Raw genomic sequence first — 14,783 nt, 5'->3', positions numbered from 1 at the left:
TTTACCCCTTACTGAGCCGCGCCAATGACGACTTTGAATACGCAGAGCTGTTCGTCGTAGCGCTTCTTCTTGCCGCGCAGATGAACCCTGATCCCGACCTTGTCACGGTTGAAGTACCAATACTCCACGCCCGAGTGAGGCGGCAGCGGAGACGACTCATAGCCGGCCGCGGTTAACGCCTGCCGATACTGATCCAAGCCGACGCAGACCGGAGTCATGTCGGCGTTCTTGTCGCCCGAAACACCCATCTCGAACCTGATCGGATAGGGTGCGGATTCGGTACGTGTCGGGGACACCATCGACTTGACGGTGTAGGTCCACGGTGCGACCAGCTTCCCAGTAGCGGCAAAGTCATCGGAGTCGTCCGGGTTGAACCAGAACTTGAGGCCGGTATGTTTTGCGATGTTCTGCGCGGTCAAGTCTTGAGCGCTCCGCACGCTCAAGATCCACGTCAGCACGCGCTCGTTGAGCTCATGCACGTCGAGCGTGTCGTTGGCCGCGGCGGGCGTCGATACCGTCATAGCGGGTTTCTCCTGAACCGATGAGGGGCCTGCGGCCGTGGTGGTGCAAGCGCACGCGGCGAGCAGGCAGCCCAATGCTGGGAGCCTGGTCGTCCAATGTTCGAAGTTGAGTGCGGGAATGAGCCTTCTCCTTGGATGTTCCGTGGGCGTCCGATCTGCCGCTGCGCGGCCCGCCTACGATAGGCCTGCCGGTGCAAGTGGAAGCTGAAGCCATGCTTTAGCCGTCTCGAACACCTGCGTACCCATCCTGAAAGAGCCTAGGGCGACGGTCAAGAATCGCTGACGTGGAGGGTGAGAGGGTGACGAGGGTCTTATGGAGGTGCTCAAGTGACAAGTTGGTGCCGCCACGCTGGATCCGTTGTGGTCCTGCACACCTTCGTCACTGAGCTGACGCAGCGCCCGAGGGGAGACCGGCGTTTGCTAGGGCTTCCCACCGTGGCGCGGGACTTCCATCTGATGCAGTTCCTTGCGGCCCACGCATTCTCGCCATCAGGGAAACATCGCGCCGGAGGGCGGCGATTTATCGCGCGGCGCTACACCCTCAACAATCCGACGTTGTTCCCATTCCCCGCGTAACCATTCCACCCTTTGAAAGGGCTCAGGGGATTAGCTTTTACCCGCGACTCCTCGCAAGCCCCGGCCAATCCCCCGCGCCCGCCGCACCACCGGCATCCGAACGAACACAGGGCGCTCGCACCTTTTGCAAAGGGCGCCGATCCGCATGTTGCGCCGCGCCGCTTCTGATCGCACAGGCGCCACAACCCGCCGCTAAACGCGCGCCGCATCGCATTCATATTGTTCCTGCATCGCTGTTGTCCGCTTTGTTACATCTGCGCGGCGAGCGCCCGCAGCCGCGCCGATACGGTCCCTAGCGCGCCGGCCGCCCCGCACACCATCCAGACGAACCGCCGTGCGGCCGCGATGCCAGGACGGCGTCGCCCTTGCGCGGCCGTAACGCCACCTCTACGCCACTACAGGACGGACCTCCACCATGAATATCGAAATCACGTCCCAGCAGCACAGCGGTCTTGGCTTGGACATCGAGCGCTTCTGGACACTGGCCGATGAGCTGCAGGAGCAGACCGTCGAACACGCCGGCGATCTGTTCGCCTTCGTCGAGCGCGCCAGCCCCGAGCGCTTGTACGGTCTGTTGGCCCAGTACCGCAGCTTCACGGTCTATTACATCGCCGACATCGCGCTGTTGATCGCGCGCCTGCAGCCCGGGCGCATGCGCAGTTTTCTCGCCGACATCCTGTTCGACGAACTCGGCAGCGGCGATCACCGCCAGGCCCATCCGGAGCTGTACGACGATTTCCTGGCCAGCCTGGGACTGGCGCAACCGGCGCTGGATTCGATCGGCCTGGCCGACAACATCGCCCTGCTCGAACGCGCCCGCGCGCGGCTGATCGCGCCGTCGTCCAGCGCCGCCTACGGCATCGGCCTGCGCGGCATGGGCGGGGAATGCGTGTGCCAGATCTATCTGGCGCGCCTGTACGAGCATCTGCGCCGCAATCCCTACATCCGCGAACACGCCGAGCGCATCGATTGGCGGTTCTGGGATCTGCACGTGGGCGAGCACGACATCGCCCATCGCGAAAAACTGCGCAAGCTGATCGGCGAGGAGATCGGCCGCATGCCCGGCGATCACGTCGAGGCGCTGAGCGCGGGTTACCGCGACAGCATGAATGCGTGGTCGACGTTCTGGAAGAACATCCACGACGAAGCGGTGCGTCCGGAGCAGGCCGCCGAGCCGGTGCGCGCGCCGATCGGCGAGGTAGTGCTGGGCGCGCCGAACGACGCTGACGGCACCATCGCTCAGTTCCATTTGGCCATCGGCGTGCACGACCTGATGCAGGCGCGGCAGTTCTATTGCGAGGTGCTCGGCGCGCACCAGGGCCGCTCGACCAAGAACCTGATCGACCTGGACTTCTACGGCCATCACCTGGTGATCCACCAGGCGCCGCGCGACGGCGACGGCGCCGACGCTTCGTTCGGATCGGCCTTCTACGGCGAGACCGTGCGCGTGCCGCACTTCGGCATGAACCTCAACTGGCGCGATTGGAGCGAGTTGGCCGAACGGATCAAGAGCCACGACGCCGCCTTCATCGATCCGCCGCATGTGCGCATGCGCGATCTGCCCGGCGAACACGCCACCATGTTCCTCAACGATCCCAGCGGCAACGCCCTGGAGTTCAAGGCCTTCCGCAATCATCAGGAAGTGTTCGCGGTGATTTTTTCCAACAGCACGCGAGACATCTTCGGCCTGGACACGCTGGTGCAGCAGGCCGCCACCGCCTGACCGGCGTGGGCCCGCGCGTCGCCGTCCGCGGCGCGCGGGTCAGCCGCAATAGCGGTCGGCCACCGCGAGCGCCTGATCGAGCATGGCCAGACCCTCGCGCAGTTCGTCTTCGCCGATGGTCAGCGGTGGCACGATGTGGGTGCGGTTGGCGCTCACGAACGGCCACAGGCCCAGGCGTTTGCACGCGGCGGCGAACTCGGCCATCGGCGCGTTGGCCGCGCCGCTGGCGTTGTAGGGCACCAGCGGCTCGCGGCTGTCGCGGTCGCGCACCAATTCCAGCGCCCAGAACGCGCCCAGGCCGCGCACCTCGCCGATACAGGCGTGGCGTTGCTGCAGCTCGCGCAGCGCCGGGCCGATGATCCGTTCCCCGAGCCCGCGCGCGCGCTCGATCAGGCCTTCCTCGTGATACAGCCCGATGCAGGCCACCGCCGCCGCGCACGCCAGCGGATGGCCGGAATAGGTCAGTCCGCCGGGAAACACGCGCTCATTGAAACTCGCGGCGATGCGTTCGCTGATGATCACTCCGCCCAGGGGCACGTATCCGCAGTTCACGCCCTTGGCGAAGGTGATCAGGTCCGGCGTCACCCGCCAACGGTCGATCGCGAACCATTCGCCGCAGCGACCGAAGCCGGACATCACCTCGTCGGCGATCATGACGATGCCGTAGCGATCGCACAGCTCGCGCACGCCCTGCAGATAACCTTCGGGCGGCACCAGGATGCCGTTGCCGCCGACCACGCTCTCCAGCACGATCGCCGCCACCGTGTGCGCGCCTTCGACCATCAAGGTATCGGCCAGATGCGCCAACGCGCGTTCGCATTCCTGTTCCGCGGTCTGCGCATGGAACGAGGACCGGTAGGGATACGGCCCCCAGAAGTGCACCACCCCGGCCGCGCCCGGCTCGGCGCCCCAACGGCGCGGATCGCCGGTCAGCGCGATCGCCCCGGCGGTGGCGCCGTGGTAGCTGCGGTACATCGCCAGCAGCTTGTGGCGGCCGGTGTGATGGCGGGCGATGCGCACCGCGTTCTCCACCGCTTCGGCGCCGCCGTTGGTGAAGAACACCTTGTCCAGATCGCCGGGTGCGACCTGGGCGATCAAGCGCGCGGCCTCGCTGGTGGCCTCGTTGGCGTGGTACGGCGCCAGCGTGCATAGCTTGTCGGCCTGCGCCTTGATCGCTTCGATCAAACGCGGATGCTGATGACCGACGTTGACGTTGACCAGCTGGCTGGAAAAATCCAGCCAGCTGCGTCCGTTCTCGTCCCAGAAGCGCGCGCCCTGCGCGCCGGCGACGACGACCGGATCCAGCGCGCCCTGCGCCGACCAGGAATGGAAGACGTGCTTGCGGTCGTCGCGGTAGGCGGCCGAGCGCGAGTCGGCGCCGGGATCGGTGGAAGACTCGGGATTCGCGCGCATGCGATCGCTCCGGATGGTAGTCGCGGGAAGTTCGATCGAATCCTACTCGACCCTCGCCCCCACGCCGAACGGCCGCCGACCTCAGCTCAAGGTCAGCGGGCAGAATCCCTGCCCTGCTGCGTGCTCGCCGCAGGCATGCAAATGCGCCAGTCCCGCGCCGGACAGGCCGACCATCAAGCCCAGGTTGCCGCCGTCGTGGGTCCATCCGGCGCGATACGGATGTCCGGCGAGTTCCGGCGCGGGCAGATCGAACGCGAGCCCGCAGCGCCGCGCGGTCTTGGCCAAGGCCAGATGTACGCCGGTGGTGCCGTGACAGAGCGAATCGTCCTTGAGCCGGCCGAACCATTCCACGCTGCGCGCGAAGGCGGTCGCCACCAGGCTGCGTTGCCACGGCTGCAGATCGTCCCAGGCTTCGGCGCGCGCGAGCAGGAAACCGGCGGCGCCGTTGCACCAGCCCAGCGAATATTGGGCGACGTCTTCGCGCGTGTCCGGCCACAGGCCGACCTCAGCGTCGAACAGCCGGTCTTCGGCCTGCAAGGCGAGCAAGGCGGTCTCGCACATGCGCGGCGCATCGAGCGCCTGGGCCAGCCCGAGCAGCGCGAATGCGATACCGCTGCCGCCATGGGCGAAGCCGGTGACGCAGCGATCGACGCCATGCAAGCGCCATTGCGGGCCGTGTTCGCTCGATTGCGCCGAGGCAAGCAGCCGCTCGCCCAAACGCTGCGCCACCGGCAACACGCGCGCATCCCCGCTGCGGCGATGCAAGGCCAGCGCGACCAGGGCGATACCGGCCGCGCCGTCGACGATGTCCAGGCGCTCGCCGTCCCACTGCGGTTCGCGTGCGATGAAGGCGTCCACCATCGAGGTCAGCAACGCGGCGTCCCCGCGCGCCGCCGCGGCGTCGGCCAAGACCAGAATCAAACCTTCCATGCCCGAGTAGGCGCCGCTGCCGAGCATCGCGCCGCGTTCGTCGACGATGCGCCGGCCGGTGCCGATCAAGCGCTCGGTCAACGCGCGCAGGTGCTCATCGGCGGCCGCATCGGGCCGGCGCAACAGGAACGCGAGGATTCCGCCCAGACCGGTGTACAAGTCGGGCCCCATCGGCATGATCGCGAACTCCGCGCCCGGCGTGCCGGCCGGCGGGCTGTAGGTCCACAGCACGCTGTCGTCGCCGTCGCCGGGTACCGAATCGTCGAGCAGGGCCGCGGCCGCGGCGCGCGCGACATCGCGATCGTCCAGCACCGGCGCGCGCGGGCAGCCCAGCGACAGCGCGACGTAGTTCAGTTGCCGCTCGATCCATGCGCTCTGGTCGAAACGGCGCAGGCGCTCGCAGGCCAGCTCCAGCGCCGAACGCTCGAAGAACCCTTCGATCGTGCCGAACGGGCTGTGCAGATCGCGACCGTCCAGGCTCGCTTCGAAGTAAGGAATATCGAATTGCAGCAGTTGCTCGCGCTCGCTGGCGTACAGATGGCGCAGGAACGGCTTGCCCGCTTCCTCGCGGCGCAGCTTGAGCAGCAAGGCATCGGTCGCCGCCGGCGCGGCCAAGGCCGGATGCGTGGTTTCGGCCAGGAACAGGCCATACAGATAAGTGTGGCGCAGGATCTGGCGCGAGCGCAGACCGGCCGCGGCGTGCAGCCAGACTTCGATCTGCTCGGCCTGCGCGGCCAACGCCGCGGCCGCGCCGCGGTAGCCGTCGCTGAATCCCTGGAAATGTTCGGCGAACGCGGCCGGTTCGCCGTCCACCCGCGGCACCGGGCTGTCGATGGCGATCGCTTCTTGCACCCGCGACAGCCGCATGCTCGCGGTCTTGGCGTCCACCGCGACTTCGCGCGACACCGGCGCGGCGACGCGGTCGCCCTGGGCCGCGCCGGAGAACACGCCTTCGCGGGTGCGCCGCAATGAGACCACGCCGACGCTCAACACCGATTCGCCCAGGCGCCGGTCGAGCTCGCGTTCGGCGGCCATGATCGCGATCGGCGACGGCGCCTGTCGTTCGATCCGCGCGGTGTTGGTGAACAAGGCTTCCACGTCGACGAAGAACGGCCGGCCGTGGGCGTCGGTGACGATGTTCTCGAAGTGGATGTCCGAGCCGCACAGCAGGTGCGCCACCGCCGTGCATACGCCCAGATCGCGATAGAAGCGCGCCGCCGCCTCGACGCCCGCGGCGCCGCCGCCGCGCACGCCGAGTTGCCAGCCGTAATCGCCGCGGTCGATCGAGCGCAACACCGCGATCGCCGGATCGGCCAGATGCTGCAGATGCGCGAACAGCAGGTCCAATCCCAGGCCGCGCGGCTTGTAGTACAGATCGATGTGTTCGAAGCGGTAGCGGATCGTCGCGCACGCTCCGCGATGCGGGTCGCCCTGGCCGAACTCGACCCGCAGCGGCGCATCGTCGTCGCGCAGGTCCAGCGCGGTCAGTGCCGCCGCATCGGCGGCCAGATGCGCCAGATGTTCGCCCAGGAAGCCGACGAAGCCCGAACAAAAAAGCTCCGCGCGCGCGTACAGCGGGGCGTAGCGCTCGCGCAGATCGCGCGCGCGTTCGCCCGCGCCGACTTCCGCGATGAACGCCACGAACACCGGATCGCCGACCGCGGTCGCCGCGTGCGGGCCCGCGCCGGGCTCGGCGCCGGCGGTCTGGATCGCGGCGGCATAACGGTTGAGTTCGAACACGAACACCTTCTGGAACATCCAGCACAGGCGTTGCATCAGATACTCGCCGGCGCCGTCGGCGATCGCCGCGCGGTACGCCGGCGGCGCCGCGCTCGCGTCGATGGCGGCGGCGATCCGGCCGCGCAAGGCCTCGGCTTCGGCGCGGCAGATCGCGGCGATGTAGTAACGGTCGAAATCCAGATTGCTCATGTCAGCGGGTTTCCGTTGCGGCGGCGCGCAGCGCGGTTTGGTAGTGGCCCAGCACCCAGGGGTCGTTCAGCAGCGCGCGGTCGATGACCACGGTGGGAACCGAGGAAATGCCGTGGACGATGGCGCGGTAGCGCTGGCGTTCGACTTGCTGCGCGGTCTCGGGGCGTTCCATGCACGCGCTCAATTCCTCCGCGCCGGCGGCGTCGACCAAGCGGCGCGCCAGTTCGGGACCGGCGAGGCCGACCAGATCCTGGGCGTAGACGCGGTCGTACAAGGCGCGCACGTCGGTGCCCGGCCGCTGCTGCAGACACGTCACCGCATGCGCCAGTTCGGTGGAACCTTCGCGGATCGGAAACGCCAACACCCGGATCCGCGCGTCGCCCTTGTCGACATAGCGCGCCATCAACTCGGGCAGCATCTCGGCGTGGAAGCGCTTGCAGGCCGGGCAGCCGTAATCGGTCACCAACACGATTTCGTGCGGCGCCCGCGCCGGTCCCAGCATCGGCAGATCGTCGACCTGCATCGTCGCCAACGGCTCCGAGCGCCCGGCCGCCATCAGCACGAAGCCCAGCGACACCGCCAGCACCGCGACCATCGCCGCCCCGCCTATCCAGATCCACGGTCCTTTCATGTCCAGCCCTCGAAGTGATGCAATCAGTGATGGTGCAAACCGGCCACCGGGTCCAAGCGCGCCGCGCGCGCCGCCGGCAGCACGCCGGTCAGCAGCCCGACCAACAGCGCGGTCGCCAGCCCGTACAGACAACCGGCCAACGAAACGGTGGGTTCGCCGAAATAACGCGAGCTCGCGGTGATGCTCAGCGCGGCGATCGCGCCCAGCCCCGCGCCGAGCGCGCCGCCCAGGCCGGTGAGGATCGCCGCCTCCATCAGGAACTCAAGAAAGATGCCGGCGCGGGTAGCGCCGAGCGCGCGCTTGATCGCGATCTCGCGGCGGCGCGCGTTGACCCCCGACAACAGCACATTGCCGATACCGAGCGCGGCCACCGCGAACACCACCGCCATCAGCGCGAACAGGCCGATGCGCACGCTCGCCAGGGTGCCGTCGAGGTAGCTGCGCAAACGTTGCGCGGTGACCACGATGAAATCGTCCTCGCCGCGCGCGCCGCGCCGCTGTTTGCGCAATTCGGCGGTGAGCCGGCGCGCGACCGCGTCGATGTCGTCGCCGCCGCCGAAACCGGCGTGAATCTCCAGATCGCTGCGGCTGCCGTCGGCGTCCATCGCGCGGACCAGGCCGAGCGGTGCGATCACCAACCGTTCGAAGTCGAACCCCAACGCGCTGCCCGCGCCCTTGACCACGCCGACCACCCGGCAACTGCGGCCAGGCAAACTCAGATCTCGGCCGAGCACCGCGGCTTCGCCGCCCAATTCGCGGGCGAGACTGCGTCCGGCCAGGCATTGGCGCCCGCCGCCGCCGCGCCAATCCTGCACCGACGGCCATACACCGGCGACCAAGGCCACCTCGCCGAGCTTGAAGTAGTCCGAGGTGGTGCCGTAGATCGCCGCGGCGCCGTTGCGCGCGCCCAGCGCCACCGCGTTGTTGAATGCGCCATAGCGCAGCAGCGGCGCCACCGGGCGCTGGGCGAACGCGCGGCTCACCGCGCGCAGATCCTGCTCGGACAAGCGATTGGCGGTGCCGAGCACCAACGCCTCGTAGGACGGATCGGCGCGCACGATCACCACCTGCCGGCCCATCGACTCGAACGAACGCACCAAAGTGCGCGACAGGCCTTCGGACAGGGACATCACCGCGACGATGCCGGCCACGCCCAGCGCCACGCTGAGCATCGCCACGCCGGTACGCACCGGGAAGCTGCGCAACTGGCGCAGCGCGGCCTGCAGGGCTTCGCCAAAGGCGAAACCCCATGTCGGCGCGGTCGGCGCGGCCTGCGTCGAGGCCGCCGCAGCCGGATCGATGCGCTCGCCGGGCACGGTCGCGCTCATTGGCTGCGCAGCACTTGCTTGGGATCCTTGCGCGCGGCCTGCCAGGCCGGCGCCAGCGAGAACGCCAACACCAGGGCGGTGGTCGCCAAGGTCACCAGCACGCAGGCTTGCGCGCTCAAGGTCGGCGCCGAATCCAGGCGCAACGCGCCCTGCAGCACCGCCGCGGCGCCGCGTCCGAGCAGCAGGCCCAGCGGAATCGACGCCAGGCACAGCCACAAGGCCTCGCCGACGAACAACCACGCGATGTCGGCCTGGGTCGCGCCGACCGCGCGGCGCAGACCGATTTCGCCCGAGCGCTCGTCGGCGGCCAGGAACATCATGTTCATCACCCCCAGCGCCGCGACCAGCGAGGCCAGCAGCGAGATCCACGCCACGGTGCGGCCCTGGCTCTGGGTCGCCGCGCGCGCGCTGTCGAGCAAGGCCTGTTTGGCCTCGATGCGGAAATCGTCGGCGTCGAAACGGCCGCCGTACTTGCGCAGCAACCAGGCTCGCAGCGAGGTCTGCAGACGGTCGATATCGACCCCGGGCGCGGCCTTGACCACCAGCCGGCCGCCGTCGTCGCCGGGCCGGACCAGCGCGGCAGCGCCGGCCAGCGGCAGGAACACCGCATCGTCGTTGGAGACGAACTTGCCCGGTTCGTCGGTCGCCGCCAGCACTCCGCCGACCGCGAACCATTGCCCGCCCACGCGCACGAAGCGCCCCAGCGGCGAGTGGTTCGGGAACAGCCGCTGCGCGATGCGCGCGCCGAGCAAGCATTGCTTCGCCGAACCGGCGCGCGCGCCGAACAGGCGGCCCTGCGCCAGCGCGACCCGGTCGATGGAAAAATAGTCCTCACTGACCGCCAGCACCTGCGCCACCTGACGCGTGCCCGGCCCTTCCAGCAACGTCGCCGCGCCCGACAACTCCTGCACCAGTGCGGCGCGCGCGATCCACTGCGGCCGCCGCTGCAGATCGCTCAAGTCGCCCAGGCCGGGCACGAAACCGCCAGCGACGCTGGATTGGCCGCGGATCACCAGGGTGTCCTGGCCCAAGGTTTCGAAACGCCGGCCGAGCACCTGCGCCATGCCCTCGGCGATGCTGGCGACGGTGGAATAGGCCATCACCGCCAGTACGATCGCGCTGGCGCACAGCAGGCTCGCGCGCGGACTGCGCGCCAGCGAGCGCGCGGCGTCGGACAGACTGACCAGCCAACGGCGCATGCGCGTGGTTCCGCTCAAGCCGCCGCGTGCGCGGCCGATTCGACCACCCGGCCGTCGGACATGCGGATGGTGCGCTGGCAACGTTCGGCGACGTGCGGCGCGTGGGTCACCACGATCAGGGTGCGGCCGTGGGCGTGGATGCGCGCGAACACGTCGAGCACTTCATCGGAGGTCTTCGAATCCAGATTGCCGGTCGGCTCGTCGGCCAGGACGATGTCGGGCTCGCCGACGATGGCGCGCGCGATCGCCACGCGCTGGCGCTCACCGCCGGACATCTCGTCGGGCCGGTGCGCGGCGCGATGGCTCATGCCGACCTCGGCCAGCGCGTCCTGCGCGCGCGTACGCGCAGCGGCGCGCGGCTGGCCGCGGTAGCGCAGCGGCAGCATCACGTTCTCCAGCGCCGAGCAATTGCCCAGCAGATGGAAACTCTGGAACACGAAGCCGATGGTGCGGTTGCGAAAGCCCGACAACGCGGCATCGTCCTGGCGTTGCACCGGCTGGCCGTGGATGCGGATTTCGCCGGCATCGGGCGTGTCGAGAAAGCCGATCAGATTGAGCAAGGTCGATTTGCCCGAACCCGATGCGCCCATCACCGCCACGCATTCGTGCCGCGCCACATGCAGGTCCACCCCGCGCAACACCGCCACTTCGGTCGCGCCGAGCCGGTAACTCTTGTGGACGCCGCTCAGCTCAACCGCGTTCATACGACACCACCCGCACCCGCGTGCCCGGTTCCGGCGCCGGCTGGCCCGGCGCGGGCACCACGATCAGATCCTGCGTACTCAAGCCTTTGCGGATTTCCTGATGGGTGTCGTTGGCGTCGCCCAACTGCACTTCGCGCAGACTGGCGATGCCGTCGCTCACCACCAACACCGCGCCGCGGGCGCCGCCGGCCGCGGCGCCGGCGTCTTCGCGCAACGCGGCGATCGGCACGGTCAGCACCGGCGCGGCCTTGCGGCTGGGGAATTCGACCCGGCAGGTCATGCCGGTACGCAGACTGGCGCGGCGGGTGTTGCGGATTTCGATCAGCACCTCGTAATTGGCCGCGCCCGCCGCCGGCGCGCCGGTGCCGCTGGCCGGACGCGTGGGCGCCATCGACACCGAACGCACCGTGCCTGGCAACGGCGTCTCGTCGAACGCCGGCACCACCACGTTGGCGGGCGCGCCGGGACGGATCTTCCACACGTCGTACTCGCCCAGCTTGGCGGTCGCCACCAACACGCCGGTGTCGGCGATGCGCGCCACGGTCGAACCGCTGAAACTGAGCGCACTGGGCACCGCGGTTTCGCCGGGCGATACGTCGACCGACAGCACGGTGCCGTCGATCGGCGAGCGCAGCAGCGACTTGTGCAGACTGTCCTGCACCTCGTCCACCAGTGCGCGCTGGTTCTGGATGCGCGCGGTGCCTTCGCGGTATTCCGCATCGGCTTGGCGATACGCGGCCTGGGCTTCGTCCAGACCTTCCTGGCTGACCAGTTGTTGCTTGCGCAGTTCGGTGAAGCGGCGCAGCTTGGACGCGGCGAGTTCGCGGCTGGCGCGCCGGACCTCCAAAGAGGCGATCTCGCCGTCGCGCCCGGCGATGCGCTGGGCCATCTGCGCTTCGTACTGCTGCGAACGCAGCTTCATCAGCGGCTGCCCGCGCTTGACCTCATCGCCCTGGCGCACGTAGATCTCTTCGACCGCGCCGAGCACTTCGGAGGTCATCGCCAATTCGTTGCGATAGGACAAGGTGCCGTCGGCGAAGATCGTCGTGGTCAGCGGATCCAGGCGCGGATTGACCACCGCCACCGGCGCCACCGAGGCCACGGTGTTGCGCGCCATCAGCAGGCCCAGCACCAGCACGACGGCCGATACCGCGCCGGCGGCCCACACCCAGCGGCGCGGCCGCGCAGGCGGGCGCGAATCAAGCGTAGACGGGGTGTTCATGGCGCTGCTCTCCTTCCACCGTCCGGCCCAGCTCGTGCACGCGATCGCCCGGCTGGATCCATTGGGTGCGGTGAGTGACGATGATCTTCATGCCCGGCCACACCCGCAGATGGCGCAGGATCGCGCCCTCGGTGGCCGTATCGATGTCGCTGGTGAACTCGTCGAGCAGCATGATCGGCGCATGGCTGTACAACAGCCGCGCCAGGGCGATGCGCTGGCATTGGCCCGACGACAGGCTCTGGCCGACCGCGACCACCTGGGTCTCGTACGCCAGCGGCCAGTCGACGATCTCCTCGTGGATGCAGGCCGCGCGCGCGCAGCGTTCGATCCGCTCCACATCCGGTTGCGGGTCGAACATGGCGATGTTCTGCGCGACGCTGCCGGCGAACAACGCCGGATGCTGATTGAGATACGCCACCGCGGCGGCGCCGGGCGCGGCCGCGCGTTCGCCGTGGATCCGCACCTGCACGCTGCCGCTGTCGGGCAGCAACAGGCCGCCGATCAGTTTCAACAAGGTGCTCTTGCCGCAGCCCGACGGACCGACGATCACGTTCAAGGCGCGATCGTCGAAGGCCACGCTCACCTGGTCCAGCACCGGCTTGCCGGTGCCCAGGTAGGAGAAGCCCAGGCCGCGCACGGCGACCTGGGTGGGCTCGGTCCACACCGGCGCCTGCGCGTCCTCGGCCGGCGTCGCCTCGTCCAGGCTCATCAGGCCCTGGATCGATTCGATCCGGTCGGCGTTGATGCGCACCACCACCAACTGCATGAAGAACATCTGGATCGCGCGCACCGACGGGCCGGTCCAGCCGAGCAGGAAGTAGCAATAGAACGCGGTCTGATCCGACAGGTCGATCGACGGGAACGCCACGAACAACAGCAGCAGCGCGGCGATCGGCACCACTTTGTCCTGGTACGCGTACAAGGCCTCGAACACCGCGTTGAGCTTGCCGCGCGCCTCCAGCCAATGCTGGTGTTCGCCGAAGCGCTGCATCAGCCGGTCGGCGAATACGCCTTCCTTGCGGTTGACCTTGACGTCCACCGCCATGGTCAGGGTTTCGGCCAGCGTGCTGTAGTAGCCCGAATAGGCCAGCACCTCGCCGCCGGTCAGGCGCAGCAGGCGCTTCCAGCAGGCCACCAGCACTGCGGTCGACAGCGTGGTCAGCGCCAGGAACAGCAAGGCCACCGGCGCGCTCTGGAACGCCAGCACCGCCAGGGTGGCGATCAACACGCCCGAATCCAGGATCAGGCCGGTGATGCGCGCGGACAGGAAGTCGCGCACGCCCGAGACCGAGTTGACCCGCGCGATCAGATCGCCGGCCGGCAGCAACGAGAAGATCCGCAGCGGCAAACGCAGCAAGCGGTCGACGAAACGGGTGATGAGCGATCGATCCAGCTTCAACTGGATCATCAGCGAGACCCGCGCGCGCATCCAGTGCGCGACCACGAACGCCAACGACAGCACCAACAGGCCCACGCCCAGACCGGTCGCGCTGCCCTGCCCGCCGTAGGCCAGAAACGTCACCGCGCGGCTCAGCAGCCACGGGAAAGAGATGGTGGTGGCCACCGTCAGCGCGATCACGCTGAGCAGGAACAGCCACAGCGGCCAGTGTTCGCCGAGAAATTCCTTGAACAGTTGCCCCAGCGGCGAAGCCGGCGTGCCGGCCGGCTTGGCCGGATCGCGTTCGGCGCCGATGAACACGCCGCTCCACAGTTCCTGGAACTGCGCGTGCGGCACCCGGCTCTCGCCCGCGGCCGGATCCAGCACCGTGACGCCAGCGTCGTCGATGCCGCTGATCACCACGAAGTGCTCGCGGCGCAGGTGCACGATCACCGGCAACGCCACATGCCGCAGCGCTTCGACGCTGCCGTCGCTGGCGCGCAAGGCGCGCGGCTTGACCCCGCACATGCGCAGCACGTCGAGCATTTCCTTGGCCGACATGCCGCGCTGGCTGACCGGGTAGCGCGCGGCCAACGCCAGCATCGGCATGCGCAACCCCAATCCCGACAACAACATCGAGATGCAGGCGTGACCGCAGTCGGCGGCCGAGGTCTGACTGACGAACTTGGTTTTCGCAGGCTTGCGCCGCGATGGATTGTTCACGCGCTGTGTCCAGACAAGGCGCCCGCGAGGGCGCGCCGACTCGGCTCAGCCGCGATCGGCCAGCGACGCCGGCGCCCAGACCCGCGCTCGCGCCCGATCGGGCGCGCACGGTCTTAGGCGCGATGCAGACAGCGTCGCGATGGCGATGGGCGCAGGGCCGCGTCGTGGAAGAGCCGCCCGATCAGGACCGGGCGGCTCCGATTGGGATCAGCAGTGGCCCACGCAGACCGAGTGGCCGTTGGAACAGCCGCACTCGCCGGTGAAGGAACAAAGCCAACCGCAACCGCACACTACCGGTTTGCCGCCGAACAAGGCTTCGAGGTTTTCGTCCGAGAGTTCCTCGGCGAAGGGAACTGCGCTGGCGCTGGGATCTTTGACAAGATCGTGTTGCTGCAACATGGGGAAGTCCTCAGTTTTGACCACGAGCCGATGCGCTGCGTGGGTCGATGCCCCCCTGACTTTCGACGTTGCACTTGTTACCACGGCGCATCGGGAAGTTCCGAGGC

Annotated in this window: 11 protein-coding genes; 1 reads left to right on the top strand and 10 read right to left on the bottom strand. The window is 68.5% G+C overall.

All coding sequences use genetic code 11. The annotated features are described in order from the left end of the window. Positions 1-8 precede the first annotated feature (8 nt). The gene (locus ACTOWJ_RS11275) at positions 9-521 is read right to left on the bottom strand and encodes a hypothetical protein (RefSeq protein ID WP_441334701.1); all 513 of its coding nucleotides are present in this window, start codon (positions 519-521) and stop codon (positions 9-11) included. Between the two features lie 991 nt (positions 522-1,512). On the opposite strand from ACTOWJ_RS11275, the gene ACTOWJ_RS11270 reads away from it, so the two are divergent. Then, the gene (locus ACTOWJ_RS11270; protein ID WP_441334700.1) at positions 1,513-2,820 is read left to right on the top strand and encodes an iron-containing redox enzyme family protein; all 1,308 of its coding nucleotides are present in this window, start codon (positions 1,513-1,515) and stop codon (positions 2,818-2,820) included. Between the two features lie 39 nt (positions 2,821-2,859). On the opposite strand, the gene ACTOWJ_RS11265 is transcribed toward ACTOWJ_RS11270, so the two are convergent. From ACTOWJ_RS11265 to ACTOWJ_RS11225, 9 genes are all read right to left on the bottom strand, one after another. Next, entirely contained in the window at positions 2,860-4,233 is a 1,374-nt protein-coding gene (locus ACTOWJ_RS11265; protein ID WP_441334699.1) for an aspartate aminotransferase family protein, read from the bottom strand. A gap of 81 nt (positions 4,234-4,314) precedes the next feature. After that, positions 4,315-7,092 carry a type 2 lanthipeptide synthetase LanM gene (gene lanM / locus ACTOWJ_RS11260; RefSeq protein ID WP_441334698.1) on the bottom strand — a complete coding sequence of 926 codons (2,778 nt, stop codon included), beginning with the start codon at positions 7,090-7,092 and terminating at the stop codon, positions 4,315-4,317. A gap of 1 nt (position 7,093) precedes the next feature. After that, positions 7,094-7,723 carry a DsbA family protein gene (locus tag ACTOWJ_RS11255; protein ID WP_441334697.1) on the bottom strand — a complete coding sequence of 210 codons (630 nt, stop codon included), beginning with the start codon at positions 7,721-7,723 and terminating at the stop codon, positions 7,094-7,096. Between the two features lie 23 nt (positions 7,724-7,746). Continuing rightward, positions 7,747-9,051, bottom strand: coding sequence for an ABC transporter permease (locus tag ACTOWJ_RS11250; RefSeq protein ID WP_441334696.1), 1,305 nt, complete (start codon positions 9,049-9,051; stop codon positions 7,747-7,749). Continuing rightward, the gene (locus tag ACTOWJ_RS11245; RefSeq protein ID WP_441334695.1) at positions 9,048-10,250 is read right to left on the bottom strand and encodes an ABC transporter permease; all 1,203 of its coding nucleotides are present in this window, start codon (positions 10,248-10,250) and stop codon (positions 9,048-9,050) included. Before ACTOWJ_RS11245 ends, ACTOWJ_RS11250 begins: the two co-directional genes overlap by 4 nt. 14 nt (positions 10,251-10,264) lie before the next feature. Further along, on the bottom strand, positions 10,265-10,954 hold the full coding sequence (locus ACTOWJ_RS11240; RefSeq protein ID WP_441334694.1) for an ABC transporter ATP-binding protein: 690 nt from the start codon (positions 10,952-10,954) through the stop codon (positions 10,265-10,267). After that, entirely contained in the window at positions 10,941-12,176 is a 1,236-nt protein-coding gene (locus tag ACTOWJ_RS11235) for an efflux RND transporter periplasmic adaptor subunit (protein ID WP_441334693.1), read from the bottom strand. Before ACTOWJ_RS11235 ends, ACTOWJ_RS11240 begins: the two co-directional genes overlap by 14 nt. Beyond that, positions 12,154-14,277 carry a peptidase domain-containing ABC transporter gene (locus ACTOWJ_RS11230; RefSeq protein ID WP_441334692.1) on the bottom strand — a complete coding sequence of 708 codons (2,124 nt, stop codon included), beginning with the start codon at positions 14,275-14,277 and terminating at the stop codon, positions 12,154-12,156. Before ACTOWJ_RS11230 ends, ACTOWJ_RS11235 begins: the two co-directional genes overlap by 23 nt. 207 nt (positions 14,278-14,484) lie before the next feature. Next, a complete protein-coding gene (locus tag ACTOWJ_RS11225) occupies positions 14,485-14,676 on the bottom strand; it encodes a hypothetical protein (RefSeq protein ID WP_441334691.1) in 192 nt (63 codons plus the stop codon). Positions 14,677-14,783: the final 107 nt, after the last annotated feature.

Origin of the sequence: Lysobacter sp. CA199 (genome assembly GCF_052078715.1) — a bacterium.
Taxonomy (GTDB): Bacteria; Pseudomonadota; Gammaproteobacteria; order Xanthomonadales; family Xanthomonadaceae; genus Lysobacter.
Note: the sequence above shows the minus strand (reverse complement) of the source record. Positions and strands in the feature narration are given on the sequence as shown.

Excerpts from the sequence above, each read along its gene's own strand:
- ACTOWJ_RS11275 (WP_441334701.1), bottom strand. The coding sequence starts at position 521 with ATGACGGTATCGACGCCCGCCGCGGCCAACGACACGCTCGACGTGCAT.
- ACTOWJ_RS11270 (WP_441334700.1), top strand. The coding sequence starts at position 1,513 with ATGAATATCGAAATCACGTCCCAGCAGCACAGCGGTCTTGGCTTGGAC.
- ACTOWJ_RS11265 (WP_441334699.1), bottom strand. The coding sequence starts at position 4,233 with ATGCGCGCGAATCCCGAGTCTTCCACCGATCCCGGCGCCGACTCGCGC.
- lanM (WP_441334698.1), bottom strand. The coding sequence starts at position 7,092 with ATGAGCAATCTGGATTTCGACCGTTACTACATCGCCGCGATCTGCCGC.
- ACTOWJ_RS11255 (WP_441334697.1), bottom strand. The coding sequence starts at position 7,723 with ATGAAAGGACCGTGGATCTGGATAGGCGGGGCGGCGATGGTCGCGGTG.
- ACTOWJ_RS11250 (WP_441334696.1), bottom strand. The coding sequence starts at position 9,051 with ATGAGCGCGACCGTGCCCGGCGAGCGCATCGATCCGGCTGCGGCGGCC.
- ACTOWJ_RS11245 (WP_441334695.1), bottom strand. The coding sequence starts at position 10,250 with ATGCGCCGTTGGCTGGTCAGTCTGTCCGACGCCGCGCGCTCGCTGGCG.
- ACTOWJ_RS11240 (WP_441334694.1), bottom strand. The coding sequence starts at position 10,954 with ATGAACGCGGTTGAGCTGAGCGGCGTCCACAAGAGTTACCGGCTCGGC.
- ACTOWJ_RS11235 (WP_441334693.1), bottom strand. The coding sequence starts at position 12,176 with ATGAACACCCCGTCTACGCTTGATTCGCGCCCGCCTGCGCGGCCGCGC.
- ACTOWJ_RS11225 (WP_441334691.1), bottom strand. The coding sequence starts at position 14,676 with ATGTTGCAGCAACACGATCTTGTCAAAGATCCCAGCGCCAGCGCAGTT.